Annotated in this window: 18 protein-coding genes and 1 tRNA gene; 15 read left to right on the plus strand and 4 right to left on the minus strand. The window is 63.9% G+C overall.

Going from position 1 to position 20278, the window contains the following annotated elements:
* The first annotated feature begins 18 nt into the window (after nt 1-18).
* The 7 genes from ACKUUH_RS13165 to ACKUUH_RS13195 all read left to right on the plus strand — a co-directional run bounded on the left by ACKUUH_RS13165 (nt 19) and on the right by ACKUUH_RS13195 (nt 6804).
* Nucleotides 19-555 carry a PAS domain-containing protein gene (locus ACKUUH_RS13165; RefSeq protein ID WP_407950376.1) on the plus strand — a complete coding sequence of 179 codons (537 nt, stop codon included), beginning with the start codon at nt 19-21 and terminating at the stop codon, nt 553-555.
* Between the two features lie 85 nt (nt 556-640).
* On the plus strand, nt 641-1792 hold the full coding sequence (locus ACKUUH_RS13170) for an acyl-CoA dehydrogenase family protein (RefSeq protein WP_407950377.1): 1152 nt from the start codon (nt 641-643) through the stop codon (nt 1790-1792).
* Nucleotides 1793-1834: 42 nt separating this feature from the next.
* A complete protein-coding gene (locus ACKUUH_RS13175) occupies nt 1835-2434 on the plus strand; it encodes a uracil-DNA glycosylase family protein (RefSeq protein ID WP_407950378.1) in 600 nt (199 codons plus the stop codon).
* A gap of 91 nt (nt 2435-2525) precedes the next feature.
* Complete coding sequence (locus tag ACKUUH_RS13180) at nt 2526-2972, plus strand: hypothetical protein (RefSeq protein ID WP_407950379.1); 447 nt, start codon at nt 2526-2528, stop codon at nt 2970-2972.
* A gap of 39 nt (nt 2973-3011) precedes the next feature.
* Nucleotides 3012-5147 (plus strand): TonB-dependent receptor domain-containing protein, encoded by a 2136-nt coding sequence (locus tag ACKUUH_RS13185; protein WP_407950380.1) that lies wholly within the window; start codon nt 3012-3014, stop codon nt 5145-5147.
* Between the two features lie 73 nt (nt 5148-5220).
* Complete coding sequence (locus ACKUUH_RS13190) at nt 5221-6225, plus strand: lysophospholipase (protein ID WP_407950381.1); 1005 nt, start codon at nt 5221-5223, stop codon at nt 6223-6225.
* A 162-nt stretch (nt 6226-6387) separates the two neighbouring features.
* Nucleotides 6388-6804, plus strand: coding sequence for an Hsp20/alpha crystallin family protein (locus ACKUUH_RS13195; RefSeq protein ID WP_407950382.1), 417 nt, complete (start codon nt 6388-6390; stop codon nt 6802-6804).
* 6 nt (nt 6805-6810) lie between these two features.
* On the opposite strand, the gene ACKUUH_RS13200 is transcribed toward ACKUUH_RS13195, so the two are convergent.
* On the minus strand, nt 6811-9309 hold the full coding sequence (locus ACKUUH_RS13200; protein ID WP_407950383.1) for a patatin-like protein: 2499 nt from the start codon (nt 9307-9309) through the stop codon (nt 6811-6813).
* 193 nt (nt 9310-9502) lie between these two features.
* On the opposite strand from ACKUUH_RS13200, the gene ACKUUH_RS13205 reads away from it, so the two are divergent.
* Nucleotides 9503-10312, plus strand: a complete 810-nt coding sequence (locus ACKUUH_RS13205; RefSeq protein ID WP_407950384.1) for a sulfite exporter TauE/SafE family protein — start codon at nt 9503-9505, stop codon at nt 10310-10312.
* Nucleotides 10313-10349: 37 nt separating this feature from the next.
* Here the strand turns inward: ACKUUH_RS13205 and ACKUUH_RS13210 are convergent.
* Nucleotides 10350-10425 (minus strand) — tRNA-Val (locus ACKUUH_RS13210).
* Between the two features lie 179 nt (nt 10426-10604).
* On the opposite strand from ACKUUH_RS13210, the gene ACKUUH_RS13215 reads away from it, so the two are divergent.
* Nucleotides 10605-11774 (plus strand): DUF3047 domain-containing protein, encoded by a 1170-nt coding sequence (locus ACKUUH_RS13215; RefSeq protein WP_407950385.1) that lies wholly within the window; start codon nt 10605-10607, stop codon nt 11772-11774.
* Here ACKUUH_RS13215 and ACKUUH_RS13220 read toward each other — a convergent pair.
* On the minus strand, nt 11771-12451 hold the full coding sequence (locus ACKUUH_RS13220) for an HAD family hydrolase (protein WP_407950386.1): 681 nt from the start codon (nt 12449-12451) through the stop codon (nt 11771-11773). The two genes, ACKUUH_RS13215 and ACKUUH_RS13220, sit on opposite strands and share 4 nt — an antisense overlap.
* Nucleotides 12452-12632: 181 nt before the next feature.
* Here ACKUUH_RS13220 and ACKUUH_RS13225 point away from each other — a divergent pair, with 181 nt between their 5' ends.
* The gene (locus tag ACKUUH_RS13225; RefSeq protein WP_407950387.1) at nt 12633-13094 is read left to right on the plus strand and encodes an N-acetyltransferase family protein; all 462 of its coding nucleotides are present in this window, start codon (nt 12633-12635) and stop codon (nt 13092-13094) included.
* 3 nt (nt 13095-13097) lie between these two features.
* On the opposite strand, the gene ACKUUH_RS13230 is transcribed toward ACKUUH_RS13225, so the two are convergent.
* Nucleotides 13098-14243, minus strand: a complete 1146-nt coding sequence (locus tag ACKUUH_RS13230; RefSeq protein ID WP_407950388.1) for a M14 family metallopeptidase — start codon at nt 14241-14243, stop codon at nt 13098-13100.
* Nucleotides 14244-14405: 162 nt separating this feature from the next.
* On the opposite strand from ACKUUH_RS13230, the gene ACKUUH_RS13235 reads away from it, so the two are divergent.
* The 5 genes from ACKUUH_RS13235 to ACKUUH_RS13255 all read left to right on the plus strand — a co-directional run bounded on the left by ACKUUH_RS13235 (nt 14406) and on the right by ACKUUH_RS13255 (nt 20228).
* A complete protein-coding gene (locus ACKUUH_RS13235; RefSeq protein WP_407950389.1) occupies nt 14406-15866 on the plus strand; it encodes an NAD-dependent succinate-semialdehyde dehydrogenase in 1461 nt (486 codons plus the stop codon).
* Nucleotides 15867-15869: 3 nt separating this feature from the next.
* Nucleotides 15870-16568: a ribose-5-phosphate isomerase RpiA gene (gene rpiA, locus ACKUUH_RS13240; RefSeq protein WP_407950390.1), complete on the plus strand. Its 699-nt coding sequence runs from the start codon at nt 15870-15872 to the stop codon at nt 16566-16568.
* Between the two features lie 130 nt (nt 16569-16698).
* The gene (gene gor, locus ACKUUH_RS13245) at nt 16699-18081 is read left to right on the plus strand and encodes a glutathione-disulfide reductase (RefSeq protein WP_407950391.1); all 1383 of its coding nucleotides are present in this window, start codon (nt 16699-16701) and stop codon (nt 18079-18081) included.
* Nucleotides 18082-18235: 154 nt separating this feature from the next.
* Entirely contained in the window at nt 18236-19630 is a 1395-nt protein-coding gene (locus ACKUUH_RS13250) for a class II 3-deoxy-7-phosphoheptulonate synthase (RefSeq protein WP_407950392.1), read from the plus strand.
* Between the two features lie 94 nt (nt 19631-19724).
* Nucleotides 19725-20228, plus strand: coding sequence for a DUF262 domain-containing protein (locus ACKUUH_RS13255; RefSeq protein WP_407950393.1), 504 nt, complete (start codon nt 19725-19727; stop codon nt 20226-20228).
* The last annotated feature ends 50 nt before the right edge of the window (nt 20229-20278 follow it).

Below are 20278 nucleotides of genomic sequence, written 5' to 3' on the forward strand. Positions count from 1 at the left end.
GTGAAGGTTTAACGGGCGATGATGCAACAGGTGGAAACCCATCGCGGCGGCGGCACGGAAGTGCCTGCCGAAGCGGACGCGCATGGCATCGAATTTCGGCGTCTCAAGGAACTTCGCGAACCGCTTTGCCGCGACATGCTTGCCTATTGGAACGAGGTGCGTGGGGGCCGCGCCATGCCGCGCCCCGACGAAATCGATCCCATCCGTTTTGCCCGCCACATGCCGAATCTTCTTGTAGTCCAGGTCGACTGGGACCCCTTCGATCTCACCTATCGGCTTGTCGGCGGCGATGTCGTGGACGCGCATGGCGCCAATTTCCGCGGCCGCCGTGTGCTTGACAGCCCTTCGCATACAGGCCGTTTCAACGAGGTTCTGTTCCGCTTCTACAAATTCGTCGCCGAACAGCAGCGGCCCTATGCCGTTGCGGGCACAATGGAATATACGGCCCGCGGCAGGGTGAGCGTGGAGGCCGTCTATCTACCCCTGTCTCTCGATGGCAGCCGGGCCGACCGGATTTTAGGCGCGGCGATCTCCGCGGAGCTTCCGCGCGGGTAAATCCGGCCCTTTTTGCCGCTTTTGACCCCCGCCGGGCCATGGCCTAAATTCCCGCAACCTTGAAACCAGCAATGCGGGAAGACCCATGGCCCTCGACGCCGAAACACGCGACCAGCTCATTTCCTCCGTCCGCCGCTTCGTCGACGAGCGCCTTCGCCCGATCGAGGACAAGGTCTCCGAATCCGACAAGGTGCCGGACGAGATCGTCGAGGAAATGAAGGAACTCGGCCTCTTCGGTATTTCCGTTCCCGTTGAATATGGCGGCCTCGGCCTCACCATGGAGGAGGAATGCCTCCTCATGTTCGAGCTCGGCCGTACCTCGCCCGCCTTCCGCTCCGTCATCGGCACCAATGTCGGCATCGGCAGCCAGGGCATCGTCATGCATGGTCGCCAGGACCAGAAGGAATACTGGTTGCCGAAGATCGCAAGCGGTGAGGCCATCATCAGCTTCGCGCTCACCGAGCCGGAAGCGGGTTCCGACGCCGCTTCCCTCAAGACCACGGCCATCCGCGACGGCGACCACTATGTCGTGAACGGCACCAAGCGTTACATCACCAATGCGAACAAGGCGCATGCCTTCACGCTGATGGCGCGCACCGATCCGAAGACGCCGGGCGCGAAGGGCGTCTCGGCTTTCGTCGTGCCGAGCGACATTCCCGGCATCCATATCGGCAAGCCTGAAAAGAAGATGGGCCAGCAGGGCGCCCATATCTGCGACGTCGTCTTCGAGGATGCCCGCATCCCCGCCAGCTGTCTGCTGGGCGCGGAAGAGGGCAAGGGCTTCGTCACCGCCATGCAGGTGCTGGAGCGTGGGCGATTGCACATCTCCGCCGTCTGCATCGGCGTTGCCGACCGTCTCGTCGAGGACTCCGTGAAATATGCCGCCGAGCGCAAGCAGTTCGGCGAACCGATCGGCAACCTGCAACTGGTGCAGGCCATGCTCGCGGATTCGAAGATGGAAGCCTATGCGGGCCGCTGCATGGTGATCGACGCCGCGCGCCGCCGCGATGCGGGCGAGAATGTCGCGACCGAAAGCTCCTGCTGCAAGCTCTTCTGCTCGGAAGCCGTGGGCCGCATCGCCGACCGCGCGGTGCAGGTCCATGGCGGCGCGGGTTATGTGGCGGACTATGGCATCGAGCGCTTCTACCGCGACGTGCGCATCTTCCGCATCTACGAAGGCACCAGCCAGGTCCAGCAGGTCATCATCGCTCGCAATCTGTTGAAGGCGGTGAACTGAAACCTGTCTTGCTTCCCGTTGCCCGCATTGCACAATGCGGACATGACGAAGCTTGATCGCCTTGCCGCCGATATCCGCCGCTGCCGCATCTGCGTCGAAAGCCCGCTGAAGACGCCTTTGCCGCACGAGCCGCGTCCGGTCCTGCGCGTCTCGCGTACAGCGCGTATCTGCATCGTGGGGCAGGCGCCGGGCACGCGCGTTCACGCATCGGGAACGCCTTTCACCGATCCGAGCGGCGACCGGCTTCGCGATTGGATGGGTGTAACATCTGACGAATTCTACGACGTGTCGCGCCTCGCCATCGTGCCCATGGGGTTCTGCTTTCCCGGTCTCGATGCGAAGGGCGGCGATCTGCCGCCGCGCCGCGAATGCGCCGAAGCATGGCGCGAACAGCTCTTCAAGCTTCTGCCGCAGATCGAGCTGACGCTACTTGTCGGCCAGTATGCGCAGGCCTGGCATCTCGGTGCGGCCCGCAAGGAAAGCCTCACGGCAACCGTCGCCGCCTGGCGGGAATATGGCCCGCGTTTCATCCCGCTTCCGCATCCCTCCTGGCGCAACAACGCCTGGATCGGGAAGAACCCCTGGTTCGAGGCCGAGCTGCTGCCCGTGCTGAGGCGCGAAGTACGCCGCCTGATGGGCTGAGGCTGCGGCATCGCGCCACAGTAAATCCGGCTCCTCTCTTTTGACACGCCCGCCGCCGCTCCCGATACTGCGCGAAAAAGGGGGCAGGCCTTTGGCCGATCGGAAACAGGACAGGCGACGGAAAAATGCGCAGCGCCGCAGGCGCGCAGCGCCTTCGCTTGCCGCGCGCCTTCTCCTCGGCCTCGTTACCCTGTCGATCCTCTTTCCCGCGCTTGCGGGCAGCCTTGCCGCACGGTCGTTTCAACAGACGGGTGTTTTCGAAGACCGCATCGTCATCTGCACGGGAAGCGGCCTGAAAGTCATCTTTCTCGACGCAAGCGGCGAACCCGTCTCCGGCGGCGAGGATCATCCGGACTTTGCGACCGGCCTCTGCGCGCCGATGGCGACGGCCGCGCTCGCCGAATTCCGGGACGATCTCTTCACCCGGCTGCGGCCACCGCGCGTGCCCGATCTGCCGCGCCCCGCCGCCGCGATCCTCGTGCCGCACGGCACCGAGCATCCTCCATCCCTCACCACGGGTCCGCCTGTCTTCGTCTGAATTCTTCACCGACCTTCAGACAAGACAGGAAAATATCCAATGTTGTTTCAGCGCTCTCTGGCGGCGCGGCGTGCACTTCTGCGCGCCGGCACAGCCACCGCCGCCCTCATGGCGGCGTTCTGGATGCTTCCCGCGAACGCCGCGGAAGAAGCCGCGGAGGAAAGCACCTCCGCCATCGAAATACCCGAACTCGTGATCTCCGCCCCCGCGAAGGAGGACGGCCCCTCCGAAACGGTAAAGGTGGGCGACGTCACGGGCCCGTCCGCGCGCGACGCGGGAGAGCTTCTCTCGCGTATGCCGGGCGTGACAGCGGGCCGCATGGGCGGCCACGGTTCGGACATCAGCATTCGCGGCATGTCGGAAGACAGGATTGCCGTCATCAGCGACGGCGCCTATGTCTTCGGCGCCTGTCCGAACCGCATGGATCCGCCCACGTCGTCCATGATGCCCATGTCCGGCGACAGCATCACCGTTCGCCGTGGTTATCAGTCCGTGCTCGATGGCCCGCCGGCACCCGCCGGCACCGTCTCGCTCGAAAGAGCCGACCCGGCCGATTTCGCCGAAGGACTCTCGGGCAACGTCGAGAGCGGTATCGAGTCGAACGGCGTGCAGCGTTACGTAAGCGCGCAGGCGCGCGCCGTCGAACGCGGCAGCTATATCCGTGGCTTCATGACAGGCCGCCGCGCCGACAACTACGAAGACGGCTCCGGCCGCGAGGTCCGCTCCGCCTTCAAACAATATGGCGGCGGCGGAGAAGTCGGCCTGCGTTATGGCGCGGATTCGCTTCTTTCCCTTTCCATGGAACGAAATGTCGTCGAAGACGCATTTTTCGCGGGCGCTGGCATGGACGCGCCATGGACCGCGACGGATACCTACCGTCTCGCGGTTGAGCACAATTTCGAGGAAGCAGGCGCCTTCAAGGGATTCGAGGCGAGCGTCTACGGTTCCTTTGTCGATCACGTGATGGACAACTACTCGCTGCGGACGCCCGGTGCGATGACCATGCGCACCGACGCGACCTCCGACACACGCGGCACCCGGCTCGCGGGTGTTTTCGAGTTCGGTGATGTGGATGTGACGGTCGGTGGCGACTACCGCCGCAACGATCGCGACGCGACGAGCTATTCGTCCATGATGGCCGCCATTCCGCCGACCACGATCTCCAACTACACATGGCCGGGCATGGAAATCGAGGACGCCGGCTTGTTCGTCGAGGCAAACGCGCCGCTGACGGCAAAGACGGACCTCACTGCCGGTATCCGCACCGATTTCGTCTCCGTCAAGGCGACGAAAGCCGACCTCCTGCCGGGCGGCATGGGCGCGGTCTCGGCCCGCACGCTCTACAACACTTTCTATGGCGTCACACAGACGGATCAGGATGAGACCAACGTAAGCGGCCTCGTTCGCGTCACGCATGACTTCGGCGGCTTCTCCGGTTGGGCAGGTGCGAGCCGCGCCGTACGCACGGCGGATGCGACCGAGCGAGGCATTGCCCGTGCGCCTGCAATGGGAAACGGCGGTTGGGTCGGCAATCCGGGCCTAGACCCCGAAAAGCATCACCAGCTCGATACGGGCATCGAGACGGTACGCTCCGTCTGGAAAGCATCCACGAGCGTCTGGTACGACAACGTGCAGGACTTCATCTCGCGTGACATTGCGCGCGGCCAGTCCGGTGTTCTCGTGAACGACGGCGTGTCGAGCATCTTCCGCAATGTCGATGCGGAACTTGCGGGCTTCGACGTCGCTGGACAATGGGCATTTGCGCCGTCCTGGCATGTCGGCGCCGACCTCGCCTATACCTATGGCGAGAACACGACCGACAACCGGCCCCTCTACCAGATATCGCCCTTCAGCGGCAGTGTGGAGCTGGTCTACGACGTGACCGAATGGAGCGCGGGCACGCGCATGCGCTGGGCCGGGAAACAGACGCGGGCCGACACGAGCACCGCCACCGGTTCGGGCCTCGACGTTCGCGAGACGCCGGGCTATGCGGTCGTCGATCTCTTCGGCACATGGCAGCTTGCCAGTGCGGTCGAGCTGCGGGGCGGCGTCGCCAACCTTCTCGACACCACCTATGCGTCTCACCTGAGCCGCGGGAATGGTTTCGATCCTGCAGTGGTCCAGGTGAACGAGCCGGGGCGTTCGGCCTACGTCCAGGTGAACCTGGCGTTCTGATCGGCAGGGGAGGTGGCTCCGCGCCGCCTCCCTCGCTCTCGCCTGGCATGCGCCGATGCGTTAGCCTCGTCGCATGTCGCGCATCTTCCCGCTCCTTCTTCTTCTCGCTTCCCTCTCGGCCTGCGCGCCGCAGATGATGACGGTCGGTGATCCGGTCTTCGAACCGCGCATCGAGCATGCCTCCGCCGCCCGCGCGGTCATGGCAGATGGTGCCCGCCTCCCCATGCTTGTTTTCGAGGCGGAGCATCCGCGCGCCGTCCTTCTCGCGCTGCATGGCTTCAACGATTATTCCAATTCCTTCGCCGAACCGGGCCCCGGCCCCTGGTTCGCCCGGCAGGGCATCACGCTTGTCGCAATCGACCAGCGCGGCTTCGGCCACGCGCCCGGTCGTGGACTCTGGGCGGGCGATCGGCGCATGGCCGAGGACGTGGCGGCCGTCGCCGCGCTTCTTCGTGCCGAGTATCCCGATGTTCCGCTCTATCTGATTGGAGAGAGCATGGGGGGCGCCGTTGCCATGCGCGCCATGGCGCTCGACGCGCCGCCCGACGTCGACGGTCTCATTCTTTCCGCACCCGCCGTCTGGGGCTGGCAGGAGCTGAACGGATTTTACGGCTCGGTCCTCTGGACCGCCGCCCATCTCGCGCCGTCGGCGACGTTGACGGGACGCGGCCTCGAGATCTGGCCTTCGGACAATATCGAAATGCTGCGGGCGCTTGCTCGCGATCCGCTGACTATCAAGGAAACCCGCATCGACACGCTCTACGGCCTCGTCGGACTGATGGATAGCGCCTATGACGCGGCGCCTGAAATCCGCAAGCCTGTGCTTCTTCTTTATGGCGCGAAGGATGAGATCGTCCCCGCCGCCGCGATCGCCGGCACGGTCGAAAGGCTCGCAGCCACGCAAGCAAACGTCACATCCGCCTGCTATCCGGACGGCTATCACATGCTGCTGCGCGATCTCGAAAGGGAGCAGGTCTGGAAGGACATCGCGGCCTGGATCGCGCAAACCGCGCCGCCGCTGCCGTCAGGCCATGAGGGAGACCTGCGGCAATGTGGGCCTCTTGCCGGTCGCGATTGACGGCATAGACTTTAAACGGGGGCGGCTCGGGCCGCTTGTGTCGAGGGGAGTACTTTCTTGATCCGGAAGGAGAATGAAATGGTCAATGAAGTCTCGAAAAACGAAAACCGCAAAAGCCCATCCTTGTTTCCGCAGGATCCTTTTTCCGCGTTCCGGGAGGAAATGAACAGTCTGATCGATCGCGCCTTCGGGCGGGGGTTCGGCCTGTTCGATGCGCCGTCGCTCGGCCGTTTCGGTGCGGGCCACATCACGCCGCAAGTCGACCTCCATGAAAACGACAAGGACTACTCGCTCACCGCGGAACTTCCCGGCATGGAGGAAAAGGATGTCGAACTCAGTGTGCATGACGGCGTGCTGACGCTGAAGGGCGAGAAGCGTTACGAAAAGAAGGATGAGAAGGGCGAGGCGCGCATCGTCGAGCGTCACTACGGCAGTTTTCAGCGCATCTTCACGCTGCCGGCCGATGTCGACGACGCGAAGATAGACGCGAAATTCGACAAGGGCGTCCTGAAAGTCACCATGCCGAAGAAGCCCGGTGCCTCTCCGGCTAGCCGCCGCATTTCGATCGGCAAGGGGTAATCTCGCTCAGGCGTTCTGCGAAAGCGCAGGTTCCGCATTGCCGTTCTCATCGTCCTCGGGCGCCTGCTCCCTGGCAGGCGCCTTTTCTTCGCCGAAGCGGATTTTGAGCTCCCGCTCGAGATCGGCGAAGAGTTCCGGAACATGCTCGAGATGCGGCCTCTCCGCCTTGAGAATGGAACGGAAGAGCCGCGCCTTCAGTTGCGCAATGTCGAGTCCCGATTTCTGCACCGCGGCGGGCGCACTGCTTGCCACGATGTCGACCAGCCTGTCGGCGGCGTGAAGCCGGCCCCACAGATAGTCGTTCTCCCTGGCGCGACGGCTGAAGAAGGCGGCGAAGTAACCGAGATCGCGCCCCATCAAAGTGGCGGGCGCGCCGCCCTCGCGGATCGAGCGTGCGTCCTCCGGGCTGATACGGTCCACCTGCACGGTGTCCACGTCGTCGAGATCCTGCCATTTGTTGAGCGGCAGCGTCAGCACGTCGAAGAAGGGAAAGCCGACATAGGCCTGTACCAGTTCAGAACGGATATCGTGGGGCAGGGTGCTTGCCGCCATCTGGACGAAATGATGGTCGGCATCGCGATCGAGGCCGACGAGATCGAGGATCGGCGCTACATGGCTTGTGAAAGCGTCGATTTCGTGCGGTTCCGCCACGCCGTCGTCATAGATCATCTTGCAGATGCGGCGGATGTCGTCGGTCCTGAGCCGAGCCGCCGTTTCCGACTGTATACGGTCCAGAATCCGGTAGAGGCTCGTCTTGAAATCGTCAAGCGCGTCTGAATGCAGGCTGCCTTCGTCGCCTGCTTCGATGTCCTGGTAGAGTTCGTTCAGTCTGCGGATGACGAAGCGCAGACGCCGCACGCGGAAACTCACGTCGAACTCGCGCAGGAAGCGCACCCAGGCATCCTCCTTGCTCGGTTCCGCGCCGCCATTTGCATGCGTCATCCACTGCACCGGAAAGATACCGGTGTCCTTCGCCCAGCTTTCGACGGCGCGAGAAAGCGCGAGCCGGTCGCTCGGGTGGTTCACCGCCTCGCTCAGGTCGGCAATGATATTCGTGATCTGGTCGAGAACGGATGCCACCTTGAGCTGGACATAGGCGTCATAGGCATAGCCCGCCTCGACGGCGGCTTGCGCATTCGCATTGTTTCTCAGCGTCGACAGTTGCGCGGCATCCGGCAGTGAGGAATTCGCGGTCCCCTCGAAAAGCTGCGTGATGCGTGTGCGCACATGCGGCCGCGTCGCAGCCACGATCTGCCGGTATCGCCGCACCCGCTCGGAGAATTCGTGCAGCGCCTCCAGTTCGTCGCGCACCGGCTGGTTGCGCGGAATGTCGGAAAGCGCGCCCCGGATCGCCTGGAAGAATCCGGGCGCGGCGCCGCCCGCTTCCGCGCGGCCGCCTTTCGGGTCGGGATCGATATAGACGACGCGGCGGTCGACTTCGCGATAGGCCGGCCGCCCGCGAATGGCCCTGATCGCTTCGCCGAACGGTTTGTTGTTGAGCACGCTGCCGTCAATGAAAGAGGCCTTCACCGGGTCGGAGCCCGCGGCAATCAGCGGCTTGAAGTTACTGCGCAGGAATTCCTCGCGCGTCGGCCAATCGAGTTTTTGTTCCTTCAGCAGCGCATCGATCTCGCCGATGCGCGCGGGCGGGAAGGCGCCCGGAAAGCACGAGGTCGCCCGCGCCGCGAAAACGAGGCCCGGCACATGCGCGGTATCGAAATCGCTGACGGCCGTTCCGCTCTGATGCTGGAAATAGCTGAACTTCAGCGTGTGCCGGTGTTCGCGTTCGCGGATCGAAACAGGGTCGTGCAGCGGAATGTGCTGGCGATAGCCGTGGAAGTCGGTGACCGACACGATGAGGTCGAGCCGATGTCCCGTCGGCAGCAGCGAGGCATTGGCGGGCGAGGGTTCGCCCATCGCGAGGCAGGCGTCGAGCAGCATGCCGCTCATGATCGAACCCGAGAAAGGCGGCTCGAACCAGCGCGAGCGTGTGAAGAGCTGCAGCTTCTGCCGCATCTCGATATCCGGCGCGTATTTCGCAAGCCATTTTTCGGTGATGCCCCAGAAGAGCGGCTTCATGAACAGCTTGTCCCAGCGCCCGGCGAGATGATGCTCGTCCATCAGCGCCACGATGTCCGCCTGTTCGAGCCACATCTTGCGATGCGCGTCCATGGGCAGGTCGTGGGCGAGCGCGCGCGCAAGGAGCACGCCGTTGATCCCGCCGGCGGAAGCCCCCGCGATCGTGTCCACGAAGACGCGCAATTCGAGCGACTGGCCGATCGCCTGGATCAGTTCGAAATAGATTTCTTCGGTGTCGGTCTCGCGGTCGTCATGGTCGAGATCGCAATAGGTCGCCGAGGCCCGGTGCGAGCGCGCGAGATCGTGGTGATAGACGCGGGAGGCGCGGACGAGCTTCAGGATTTCCTTGGTCACGCCATGCATATAGACGGCGAGCGAAACGCCGCCGTAGCAGACGAGCGCGATCCTGAGTTCCTTTTCCTTCATGGCCCCGCCGCTTCATTGCGTGGTCCCCGGTGGCGCAAACCCGCCCGGACCGGGGCCAGTCTAGGAGAGGACCTCCTCACGACCAATTAACGATACTGCGACAGCTTGTTCCATTCTTATTTACGTCTTAAATACGTAGATATCCGATATCGGCAAGGGGCTCCTGCGCTCGCGCCGCGCAAAGGACAAGCCCATGCTCGATCCCACCCTGATCCACGCGCTGTTCGCGCTCGCTTCCGGCGCCCTGATCGGCCTCTCTTTGGGCCTCATCGGCGGCGGCGGGTCGATTCTCGCGGTTCCGCTCCTGCTCTATGTGGTTGGCGTCGCCTCGCCCCATGTCGCCATCGGCACAGGCGCTCTCGCCGTTGCGGCGAATGCGGCGGTAAGCCTCGCCATGCACAGCCGCGCCCACACGGTGAAATGGCCCTGCGCGCTGGCCTTCGCGGGCTCGGGCGTGGCGGGCGCGGCCGTCGGCGCTCATTTCGGCAAGGCCGTGGGCGGCGATGTTCTTCTCGCCTTGTTCGGGCTGGTGATGATCCTTGTCGGCGTGGCCATGTTCTTCAGGCGCGGGGAGGGCGGAAATCCGGACGTCCGGCTCGACCGTGCCTCGGCGCCCCGCCTCCTGCCGCCGCTCGCGAGCACCGGCTTCCTGGTCGGCGGCCTTTCGGGCTTCTTCGGCATTGGCGGCGGCTTCCTCATCGTGCCGGGCCTCGTCACGGCGACAGCCATGCCGCTTCTCAATGCCATCGGCTCATCCCTCGTTTCGGTGACCGTGTTCGGCCTCACCACCGCCACGAGCTACGCCTTTTCGGGATTGGTCGACTGGGGCGCCGCTGCCCTCATGGTCGTGGGCGGCCTTGGCGGCTCGTTCGCAGGCCTCCGGCTCGCGCGCCACCTCTCCGGCTCTCGCCGGGCGCTCTCCGTCGTCTTCTCGACCGTCGTCATCGCGACCGGCCTCTATATCGTCTGGACAGGCATAGGCGCGCTCACAGCCCCGGCCTGACCGGCTCCGGACCCTGGCTCGCGAAGTGTGTGTGGAATGGTGGACGGTACTGGACTCGAACCAGTGACCCCTGCGATGTGAACACAGTGCTCTACCAACTGAGCTAACCGTCCCCAAAGGCGCGCAGCGCCGGCACCACATACCCGAGGCGCGAGGCGCCGATACGACGGATATGTCGAGGGAGCCCGTCTATAGGCTTTGCGCCCGCGCCAAGTCAAGCCATCGAAATGCCAGCGCACCGCGTTATGCTCTGCGGCGGCAAAAAGACCGCGAAACCGAGGGAGGGCAGGCGATGGCGGAAAAACCGGGCTTCGGACAGGTCATGACACTGGGGCGGTTGGCGCTGCGGGGGGCGGCGCGCTTCTTCAGGCCGCGTCCCCTCGGGCCGGAGGCGGGAATGGCCTTTGAGCAGGCAATGTCGGCGCTCCTTGCCGACCCGGCCGTCGCCTCGCATGTCCGCGACGCGCGCCTTGTCGCGCTCGGGCCGGAGGAAGACTGGCAGTCCCTCGGCATCGCCGTGACCCCGGGCGACGAGGTCACGGTTCTCGCGGCGGGCGGCTTCTGGGCCTCCAGACCGCTCGACCTCGGCTTCGGCGCGCGCATCGGTCTGTGGCTGCGCGCGGGCGGCGGCGCGATCTTCAAGACGCCCGCCAACGCCTCGACCGTGAAAGTGGCGTTTGGCGGCCCGCTTGAGATCGTGGCGAAGCCCCCCGGCGAATGGGCGGACGAGCAGGGCGCTTTCGATCCCGCCTATCCGCGCGGTGGCGTCGCGGGCGAGATCGGCGCCTGCGTCATCGTCTGGAAGGAGGGTGCGCTCGCGGGCCTCGAGGCCATGTCGCGCGCGGGTGACTATGAAGGCCTTGTCGCCCGCGCCCTCGACGACGCGCGAAATCCCGTGCCCGCACCTGAGGGCTGGCGCTATCTCTGGCGTCTGGGCGAGGGCCGTATCTTCCGCGATGCTCATGCGAACGGCGATCACAGCATCTGCTGCCACACATCGGGCGATGTCGGCATTCTGCAATATCCGGTCGATTTTCCGCTTACGGAGAATACGCGTCTTCGCTGGCGCTGGAAGGCCGACAGGCTTCCCTGCGACCTGCCGGAAGACATTCAGCCCACGCACGACTATCTCTCGATTGCGGTCGAGTTCGACAATGGCCAGGACCTCACCTACATGTGGTCCTCTTCGCTCGCCGAGGGCACGATCTTCCGCTGCCCGCTTCCCTTCTGGGACAAGGTCGAGACGCATTGGGTGCTGCGCTCGAACCCGGCGGATCTCGGTAAGTGGTTGTCGGAGGAACAGCCAGTTCGATCCGATTATGCGAAGGCCGTGGGCGCGCCGCCCGCGCGCATCGTCAAGGTCTGGCTCATAGCCGTCAGCGTCTTCCAGCGCCGGGAGGGCCTCTGCGAATATGCCGGCATCGAGCTTGTGGATGGCGACCGGGTTCTGAAGATCGCTTAGGAAAAGTGGTGCGGTAGCAGCCGCGAAAGCGCCGCCGGAAACGCGTCGAAATGATCGATCACGGCGTCCGCGCCGAGTTCGGGCACCGGTATGCGCGTATAGCCGAAGCTGACGCAGATCGAGGGCAGCCCCGCATTCTTCGCGGCGTCGATATCCGTCTCGCTGTCGCCCACCATCACGGCATGGTCGCGCTCGCCGCCGAGCAGGCGGATCGCTTCGAACAGATGTTCGGGGTTGGGCTTCTTCACCGGCAGCGTGTCGCCGCCGATCACGACCGGGAAATAATGGTCGATGCCGAGCATCTCGAGCAACTTCCGCGACAGGCCCTCTACCTTATTTGTGCAGACCGCCATCAGCGCCCCGCGTTCCGCAAGCATGTCGAGCTGGTCGCGCACGCCGGGCCAGAGCTTCGTATGGTCGGCAATGTGCCGTCCGTAATAGTCGAGGAATTCGTCGAAGCTGAGATCGAGCATTTCCGCGCTCGCCGGTTCGCCCGTCTCGCTATAGCCCCGCTCCAGCAGCAACCGTGCGCCGCCGCCGACGAGATGGCGCACGCGCTCGTTGGACACGCGCGCGCGTCCATGCATCTCGAGGATCACATTCAGCGTCTCGCAGAGATCGGCCGCCGTATCGGCGAGCGTGCCGTCGAGATCGAAGAGAAGGACAGGGCGGGACATGGGGCGCAACCGGCAGGAAAATGGAACCCGGTCTCTCTCGCATGGCCGCTCCCGGCTGGCAAGACCCGTGCGCCGGCCCGCCGCCGCAAGAAATCCGGAAAGGCCCATTTTCCACTTCGAACGAGGGCCGCTTTTCGTCCATACTTTCCGCATGAAGCTGCTCACGCGCTATCGGACGCGAATGGCCATGCCCGGGCAGGACGAGGAGACGCTCGCCCGGCTGAAGGTCGTCTGCTGGCGTGAAGCCTATCCCGGCCTTCTGCCACAGCCTCTTCTCGACATGCTCGATGCGCGGCGCGAGGAGGCGGGTTGGCACGATGCGCTCGGCCGCGGCATCGCCTGGATCGTGGAACAATCGGGCGCGCCGGTCGGCTTCGGCCACATGGAGGGCGCGGAAGTCACCACGCTCTATGTCCGCAAGGAAGATCACGGGCAGGGCGTCGGCGCGGCGCTTCTGTCTCATCTCTTTGACGAGATCGCCTGCCTTGGCCGCCGCGAGGCGTTCCTCTGGGTGCTCGAAAAGAACCTGAAGGCGCGCGGCTTCTACGAGCGCATGGGTGGCCGTCTCGTCGCGCGCCGTCCCGTCGGCTTCCCGCGTTACCCGCACATCATGGAAGTTCGCTACGACTTCGTGCTCGACTGAGTTTCAATCCGCCGCCTTCAGCCCGCCCTCGCGTGCCCACTCGCCAAGCCCGGCAAGCGTGCGCTCGTAGCAGGCAAGTCCGTTCGCGATCACGTTCTCCTGCCAGGAGTGTCGCCGCGGCGCATAGTCCTCCCGGATTTCCTCGAAATAGCCGGGCGCCTCAGGCGCATCGAAGCCGCCGATGAAGCGCAGCCACCGCTCCAGCATCGGCACGCGCATCGCCTTCGCCGCATTATTCTTTGCCTTCGCCGAGCGAAACTCCACCGCCGCGCCGCCGAACTCCGCATGCGGTGCCAGCATGTCCTCGATGCCCCAGAACATCGTCCCGCGCCGCGTTGGCCGTTTGGAGCCCCACATCGCGTCGACCGTCTTGGGGTCGAGTGCATTGCGGCCCCACCAGTGCGCGGCGCGCTCGAAGCCCGCGCTGCCGGGCTCCGAATAGCACAGATAGATAAGTTCGCCGTCGCCCGTCGGGCCCGAATGCCAGTCGATGAAGCCGACCTTGTGCGCATGGGCAAGCTCGCGGCCGACGATCTCTCGAATGGTCAGGTTCGACCATTCGGGCGCCGTGCCGCCGAAATGATAGCCGTCGGGGTGCGTATACTGCCCGCGGCTGATCGCGTCCTCGAGCGCCCATTGCCCGTGCCGTTCGACGAAGCGGGCGCCCGCCGCCAGCATCCGCTGCACCGCGCCGTCGGCGAGCGAGTTGGGGCACAATATGTCGTGCAGTTCCTCGTAAAGCGGGTTCTCGGGATGCGGCTTCGTGTGGTCGAGGAAATTGCGGTTGAGGTCGACGTTGTTTTCCGTGCCCCGGAGCCCCCAGGCGAAACCGAACGGGTTCACCGCGTGAACCATCAACAGGGCGACACCGGGCGGCAGCGTCGCGGGGCCGCGCTCACGGATCCATGCCGTCATCGCGGCCGAGCCGCCATAGCCCTCCGCGCCATGCGTCCCGCAGGTATTGAGCAGCACGGTCTCCGCATCTGCCGGGCCGAACCATGCCGTATCGGTGAAAAGCCTCGTATCCCCCGGTCCCTTTGCATGGCCGTTCTCATAACTCGCGACCCGCGCGCCCGCCGCCACCGCCGCCTCGAGGAACAGCCGTCTCGCATCCGTATAGGTCTCTGAGAAGTAACCGCTGGCAGTCATGCGTTTCCGTATTGTTTCGGGCTCTTTCCGTCCCCCGCTGGCGGATGCTAACAAGGGGGTGCTAACAGGGATATGGTCGCTTCCGCCTGAACTTCTATATGACGTGTGCAGGCAGCGATAAGCAAGGAACCTCGTCCCAATCCGGATTTTCAAGGAAATTTCATGACCCTCTCGACCCGCCTCAAGGACAGCACGCTGCTCAGGACCCATTGTTTCGTGGATGGGAAATGGGTGGGAGCGGAAGCGCCGCAGATCGATGTCGTGGACCCGGCCTCCGGTGAGACGATCGCCACGGTCCCCTCGCTTGGCGCCGCCGAAACGCGACAGGCGATCGAGGCCGCCGCCCGGGCGCAAAAGGGATGGGCCGCGCGCCCGGCGAAGGAGCGCTCCGCCATCCTGCGCCGCTGGTTCGATCTGATGATGGAAAATCAGGACGATCTGGGCGCGATCCTGACGGCCGAGCAGGGCAAGCCGCTGGCGGAAGCCAGGGGCGAAATCGCCTATGCCGCCGCCTTCATCGAGTTCTATGCGGAGGAGGCAAAGCGCGTATACGGCTCAATCGTTCCCGCGCCCACGAGCGACCGCCGCATCGTCGTGCTGAAGCAGCCCATCGGCGTCTGCGCCGCCATCACGCCGTGGAACTTCCCCGCCGCCATGATCACGCGCAAGGCCGCGCCCGCGCTTGCGGCAGGTTGCACGATGGTCGTCAAGCCCGCCACCATGACGCCACTCTCCGCTTTTGCGCTGGCGGAGCTGGCGCGGCGCGCCGGTATTCCCGATGGTGTCCTCAGCATCGTCACCGGCAAGGCGAGTGCCATCGGCGGCGAGATGACGTCGAACCCGCTCGTGCGGAAAGTCACATTCACCGGCTCCACCGAAATCGGCAAGGAGCTGATGCAGCAGTCGGCCTCCACGGTGAAGAAGATTTCGCTGGAACTCGGCGGCAATGCGCCCTTCATCGTCTTCGACGACGCCGACATCGATGCGGCGGTCGAAGGCGCCGTCGCCTCCAAATATCGCAACACCGGCCAGACCTGCATCTGCACCAATCGCTTCCTCGTGCAGTCCGCCGTTCACGACGAATTCGTGGAAAAGCTCGCGAAGAAGGTCGCGCAGCTCAAAGTCGGTTCCGGCTTCGAGGAGGGCGTCGCGCAGGGCCCGCTCATCGAAATGGCCGCGGTCGAAAAGATCGAGGAACATGTCGCCGACGCCGTCGCGGGCGGCGCGAAAATCCTCACCGGCGGCAAGCGCCACGCGAAGGGCGGCACCTTCTTCGAGCCGACGGTCATTGTCGGCATGAAGCAGGACATGAAGGCCGCGCGCGAGGAGACCTTCGGGCCGCTCGCGCCCGTTTTCCGCTTCGAAACGGAAGAGGAAGCGATCGCGCTCGCAAACGACACGCCCTTCGGTCTCGCCTCCTATTTCTACAGCCGCGACATCGGCCGCGTCTGGCGCATGGCGGAAGCGCTCGAATACGGGCTCGTCGGCGTCAATGCCGGCATCATCTCGACGGAAGTCGCGCCCTTTGGCGGCTTCAAGGAATCGGGGCTCGGCCGCGAAGGCGGGCCCTGGGGCATCGAGGAATTTCTCGAAGTGAAATATGTAGCGATGGCGGGGCTCTGAGCGATGAACGCGGACGACCAGAAGAAAGCGGCGGCCATTCGCGCGCTCGACTATGTGAAGCCCGGCATGAAGCTCGGCCTCGGCACCGGCTCGACAGCGGAACATTTCGTTCGCGCGCTGGGCGAAAGGGTGAAGCAGGGGCTTGAGGTCGTCGGCGTGCCGACCTCGGAGCGCACAGGAAAGCTTGCCGCGAGCCTCGGCATCCCGCTCTCCAATCTCGATGACACCCCGCATCTCGACATCACCGTCGATGGCGCGGACGAACTCGACCGTCAGCTCCGCCTCATCAAGGGCGGCGGCGGCGCATTGCTCCGCGAGAAGATCGTCGCCACGGCGTCCGATCAAATGATCGTGATTGCCGATGCGTCGAAACTGGTGGAGACGCTCGGCGCCTTTCCGCTTCCCGTCGAGGTCATTCCCTTCGGCGCCACGGTCACGGCACGCAAGATCGCGGAAGTCGCCAGCGCCTTTGGCTGCTCGGGCAAGATGTCCCGCCGCGCCGACGAATATGGCGAACCCTTTTTTACCGACAGCGAGAACTTCATCTACGACTGCGCATTCGGCAAAATTCCGGACCCGGACGGCCTCGCCGCGGCATTGAACCGCATCCCCGGCGTCGTCGATAACGGATTGTTTATCGGCATCGCCGCGCTCGCCATTGTAGGCACGCCCTCGGGTACCGATATCATCGAGACGAAGTGACAACTTGAATATTGTTGTCACCCCCGGGCTTGACCCGGGGGTCCAGAGCGGCAGTCGCGAACTGCGGTTCTGGATTGCCGCCTCAAAGCGGCAATGACGCCAGGAATCGAAAAGACCGGGAGTCCGAACGATGACCAAATACGACTACGACCTCTTCGTCATCGGCGCGGGTTCCGGCGGCGTCCGCGCGGCGCGTATCGCAGCGACCTATGGCGCGCGGGTCGCCGTGGCCGAGGAATATCGCGTCGGCGGCACCTGCGTCATTCGCGGCTGCGTTCCGAAAAAGCTGTTCGTCTATGCGAGCCATTTCTCGGACGATTTCGAGGACGCGGCGGGCTTCGGCTGGACGGTTGGCGAAACGAAGTTCGACTGGAAAACGCTTGTCGCCAACAAGGACAAGGAAATCGACCGGTTGAACGGCATCTACATTCGCAACCTTGAAAAGGCGGGTGTCGAAATCGTCGAAAGCCGCGCCACCGTGAAGGATGCGCATACCGTTCACCTCGTGGGCCAGGACCGCGACGTCACCGCGGAACGTATCTTGATCGCCGTCGGCGCCACGCCTTTCCTGCCCGGCATTCCGGGCATCGAACACGCGATCACGTCGAATGAAGCCTTCCACCTGGAAGAGCTGCCGAAGCGCGTCGTTGTCGTGGGCGGCGGTTATATCGCGGTCGAGTTTGCCGGCATCTTCAACGGTCTGGGCGTCGAGACCATGCAGCTTTATCGCGGGCCGCTCTTCATGCGCGGCTTCGACGACGATTTGCGCGACCTTCTGTCCGAGGAAATGACGAAGAAGGGGATCGACCTGCGCATGAACAGCGACATCGTCTCCATCGAGAAGAAGGGAGGCGAGCTGCACCTGAAGCTCACCGACGGCGATGTCATTCGCACGGACTGCGTCATGTATGCGACGGGCCGCAACCCGAACACGAAAGGTCTGGGGCTCGAGGAAGCGGGCGTGAAGCTTGGGCCGGTGGGCGAGGTCGTGGTGGACGAATACTCGAAGTCCTCCGTCGGCAGCATCTATGCGGTCGGCGACGTCACCGATCGTGCGAACCTGACCCCCGTCGCCATCCGCGAGGGCCATGCCTTCGCCGACACGGTCTATGGCGGCAAGGATGTGAAGGTCGATCATTCGATCATTCCGACGGCGATCTTCTCGCAGCCGGAAATGGGAACGGTCGGCCTCACCGAGGCGCAGGCGCGCGCGAAATTCGAAGAGGTCGATATCTACAAGACCGCCTTCCGCGCCCTGAAGAACACGCTTTCGGGTTCTCACGAGCGCACCTTCATGAAGCTCATCGTGGATGCGAAGTCGGACAAGGTGCTCGGCGTTCACGTCATGGGCGCGGCCTCCGGCGAGCTCATCCAGGCGATCGGCATCGCGGTGACGCTCGGCGCCACCAAGGCCCAGTTCGACGCCACCATCGCCGTCCACCCGACGGCGGCCGAAGAACTCGTCACGATGAAGGAGAAGTGGCAGGCCCCGGTCATCAAGGCCGCCGATTAACCTCGTTCGAGGCATCGTCCAGCGCGCTCAAGGGCTTAGGCTTCCCTTTAGAGCCCTTGTGGACTATATATCCGCCTTCCATATGAGAAGTGTGCGGGCGTTCCGGAAGATGCCCCGGATTCCGTGCGCTTGATTGCGTTTCGGAGAGAAGATCATGGCGGACAATTGGAAACCGGAGAGCTGGCGCGCAAAGCCCGCAAAGCATCTCCCGGCTTACCCGGATGAGGCGGCGTTGGCCGCCGTTGAGGCGCGTCTGCGCTCCTATCCGCCGCTCGTTTTTGCAGGTGAGGCCCGCAAGCTGAAGGCCGAACTTGCCGATGTCTGCGAGGGCCGTGCATTCCTGCTCCAGGGCGGCGACTGCGCCGAGAGCTTCGCCGAATTCTCCGCCGACAACATCCGCGACACGTTCCGCGTGCTGCTGCAGATGGCCGTTGTGCTGACCTTCGCCGCCGCCTCGCCGGTCGTGAAGGTGGGCCGCATCGCCGGCCAGTTCGCGAAGCCGCGTTCGTCCGCCACCGAAACCATCGGCGACGTCACGCTGCCCTCCTATCTCGGCGACAACATCAACGGCATCGAGTTCGACGAGAAATCGCGCGTGCCCGATCCCGAGCGGCTGCTGCGCGCCTATTCGCAGTCGGCATCGACGCTGAACCTCATCCGCGCCTTCGCGCAGGGCGGTTACGCCGACCTCGATTTCGTGCACCGCTGGAATCTCGGCTTCGTCGCCGACAGCGCCGAGGGTGCGCGCTACGAGGAGCTTGCGAACCGCATCACCGAGGCGCTCGACTTCATGCGCGCCTGCGGCATCGACGGCGAGACGCAGCCCCAGCTTCACACGACCGACTTCTACACGAGCCACGAGGCTCTGCTGCTCGGTTACGAGCAGGCGATGACGCGCATCGATAGCACCACGGGCGACTGGTACGACACCTCCGCCCACATGCTCTGGATCGGCGACCGCACGCGCCAGCCCGATCACGGCCATGTCGAGTATATGCGCGGTATCAAGAACCCCATCGGCATGAAGTGCGGTCCCTCGCTCGACCCGGAAGAGCTTGTGCGCCTCACCGACATCCTGAACCCGAAGAACGAGCCGGGGCGCCTCACGCTCATCTGCCGCTTCGGCGCCGAGAATGTCGAGAAGCACCTGCCGCAGCTCATTCGCGCCATCGAGCGCGAGGGCAAGAAGGTCGTCTGGTCCTGCGATCCGATGCACGGCAACACCATCAAGGCGTCGTCGGGCTACAAGACGCGCCCGGTCGACCGCATCCTCGCCGAAGTGCAGGCCTTCATGGCCGTGCATCGCGCCGAGGGCACGCATGCCGGCGGCGTCCATTTCGAGATGACCGGCCAGAACGTCACCGAATGCATCGGCGGCGCGCAGGCGATCACCGAAACGGAACTCGGCGACCGCTATCACACGCATTGCGACCCGCGCCTCAACGCCAGCCAGTCGCTGGAACTCGCCTTCCTCATCGCCGAAGGGCTGAAGAAGGAGAGGGCGGAAGCCCGCCGCGCCCAGCCCGCCCTCGCGCTCGGCGCCTGGTAGGATTTGCTTAGGCACGAATTATAAAGGGCCCGGTGGAAGAACCGGGCCTTTTTGCTATGGTACATGTGAACTTGGAGCTTGGGAGGACGATGATATGGAACGCGTCGACTATGAGTCGCTCGTAATCCAAGACCTCTTGAATTGGATCAAAAGCGATGAGCTGGACTTGGAGCCTTGGTACCAGAGGCGCTCTGTCTGGACGCCAGCTCAACAATCATTCCTTATAAATACGCTTCTGGCACAGAAGCCAGTACCGACGATTTACGTTCGTCATAAACTGGATTTGGAGAGAGAGAAAAGTGTCCGCGAAATGGTGGACGGGCAGCAGCGGGTAAGGTCAATTTTGGCGTTTTACAATGGGGATATAGCTGTTCGGCATCCGGTGACTAAGAAGCGCGCTTTCTTCGGTAGCTTCTCTCCCAAAGATAAGACTTCATTTTTGATGACCAAGCTTTCAGTTGGTTATTTGATTTCAGCCGATGAGTCTGACGTTATTGATATCTTTGGTCGAATTAACTCGATTGCGAAGACGCTTAACGCACAAGAGAAGCGCAACGCCAGGTTTAGTGGCGATTTGAAACAGTTCTGTCTTGAGTGACGTGAGCCCCTGAACTTCCTCCAGATTTGAGTAGAGTCCGTCAATTGAAG

The organism is Parvibaculum sp. (assembly GCF_045863935.1).
In the GTDB taxonomy this organism is placed as follows: Bacteria; Pseudomonadota; Alphaproteobacteria; order Parvibaculales; family Parvibaculaceae; genus Parvibaculum.

Bases quoted from the DNA above. Each gene is read 5' to 3' on its own strand.
- ACKUUH_RS13165 (WP_407950376.1), top strand. From the start codon at position 19: ATGATGCAACAGGTGGAAACCCATCGCGGCGGCGGCACGGAAGTGCCT.
- ACKUUH_RS13170 (WP_407950377.1), top strand. From the start codon at position 641: ATGGCCCTCGACGCCGAAACACGCGACCAGCTCATTTCCTCCGTCCGC.
- ACKUUH_RS13175 (WP_407950378.1), top strand. From the start codon at position 1,835: ATGACGAAGCTTGATCGCCTTGCCGCCGATATCCGCCGCTGCCGCATC.
- ACKUUH_RS13185 (WP_407950380.1), top strand. From the start codon at position 3,012: ATGTTGTTTCAGCGCTCTCTGGCGGCGCGGCGTGCACTTCTGCGCGCC.
- ACKUUH_RS13190 (WP_407950381.1), top strand. From the start codon at position 5,221: ATGTCGCGCATCTTCCCGCTCCTTCTTCTTCTCGCTTCCCTCTCGGCC.
- ACKUUH_RS13195 (WP_407950382.1), top strand. From the start codon at position 6,388: ATGAACAGTCTGATCGATCGCGCCTTCGGGCGGGGGTTCGGCCTGTTC.
- ACKUUH_RS13200 (WP_407950383.1), bottom strand. From the start codon at position 9,309: ATGAAGGAAAAGGAACTCAGGATCGCGCTCGTCTGCTACGGCGGCGTT.
- ACKUUH_RS13205 (WP_407950384.1), top strand. From the start codon at position 9,503: ATGCTCGATCCCACCCTGATCCACGCGCTGTTCGCGCTCGCTTCCGGC.
- ACKUUH_RS13215 (WP_407950385.1), top strand. From the start codon at position 10,605: ATGGCGGAAAAACCGGGCTTCGGACAGGTCATGACACTGGGGCGGTTG.
- ACKUUH_RS13220 (WP_407950386.1), bottom strand. From the start codon at position 12,451: ATGTCCCGCCCTGTCCTTCTCTTCGATCTCGACGGCACGCTCGCCGAT.
- ACKUUH_RS13225 (WP_407950387.1), top strand. From the start codon at position 12,633: ATGGCCATGCCCGGGCAGGACGAGGAGACGCTCGCCCGGCTGAAGGTC.
- ACKUUH_RS13230 (WP_407950388.1), bottom strand. From the start codon at position 14,243: ATGACTGCCAGCGGTTACTTCTCAGAGACCTATACGGATGCGAGACGG.
- ACKUUH_RS13235 (WP_407950389.1), top strand. From the start codon at position 14,406: ATGACCCTCTCGACCCGCCTCAAGGACAGCACGCTGCTCAGGACCCAT.
- rpiA (WP_407950390.1), top strand. From the start codon at position 15,870: ATGAACGCGGACGACCAGAAGAAAGCGGCGGCCATTCGCGCGCTCGAC.
- gor (WP_407950391.1), top strand. From the start codon at position 16,699: ATGACCAAATACGACTACGACCTCTTCGTCATCGGCGCGGGTTCCGGC.
- ACKUUH_RS13250 (WP_407950392.1), top strand. From the start codon at position 18,236: ATGGCGGACAATTGGAAACCGGAGAGCTGGCGCGCAAAGCCCGCAAAG.
- ACKUUH_RS13255 (WP_407950393.1), top strand. From the start codon at position 19,725: ATGGAACGCGTCGACTATGAGTCGCTCGTAATCCAAGACCTCTTGAAT.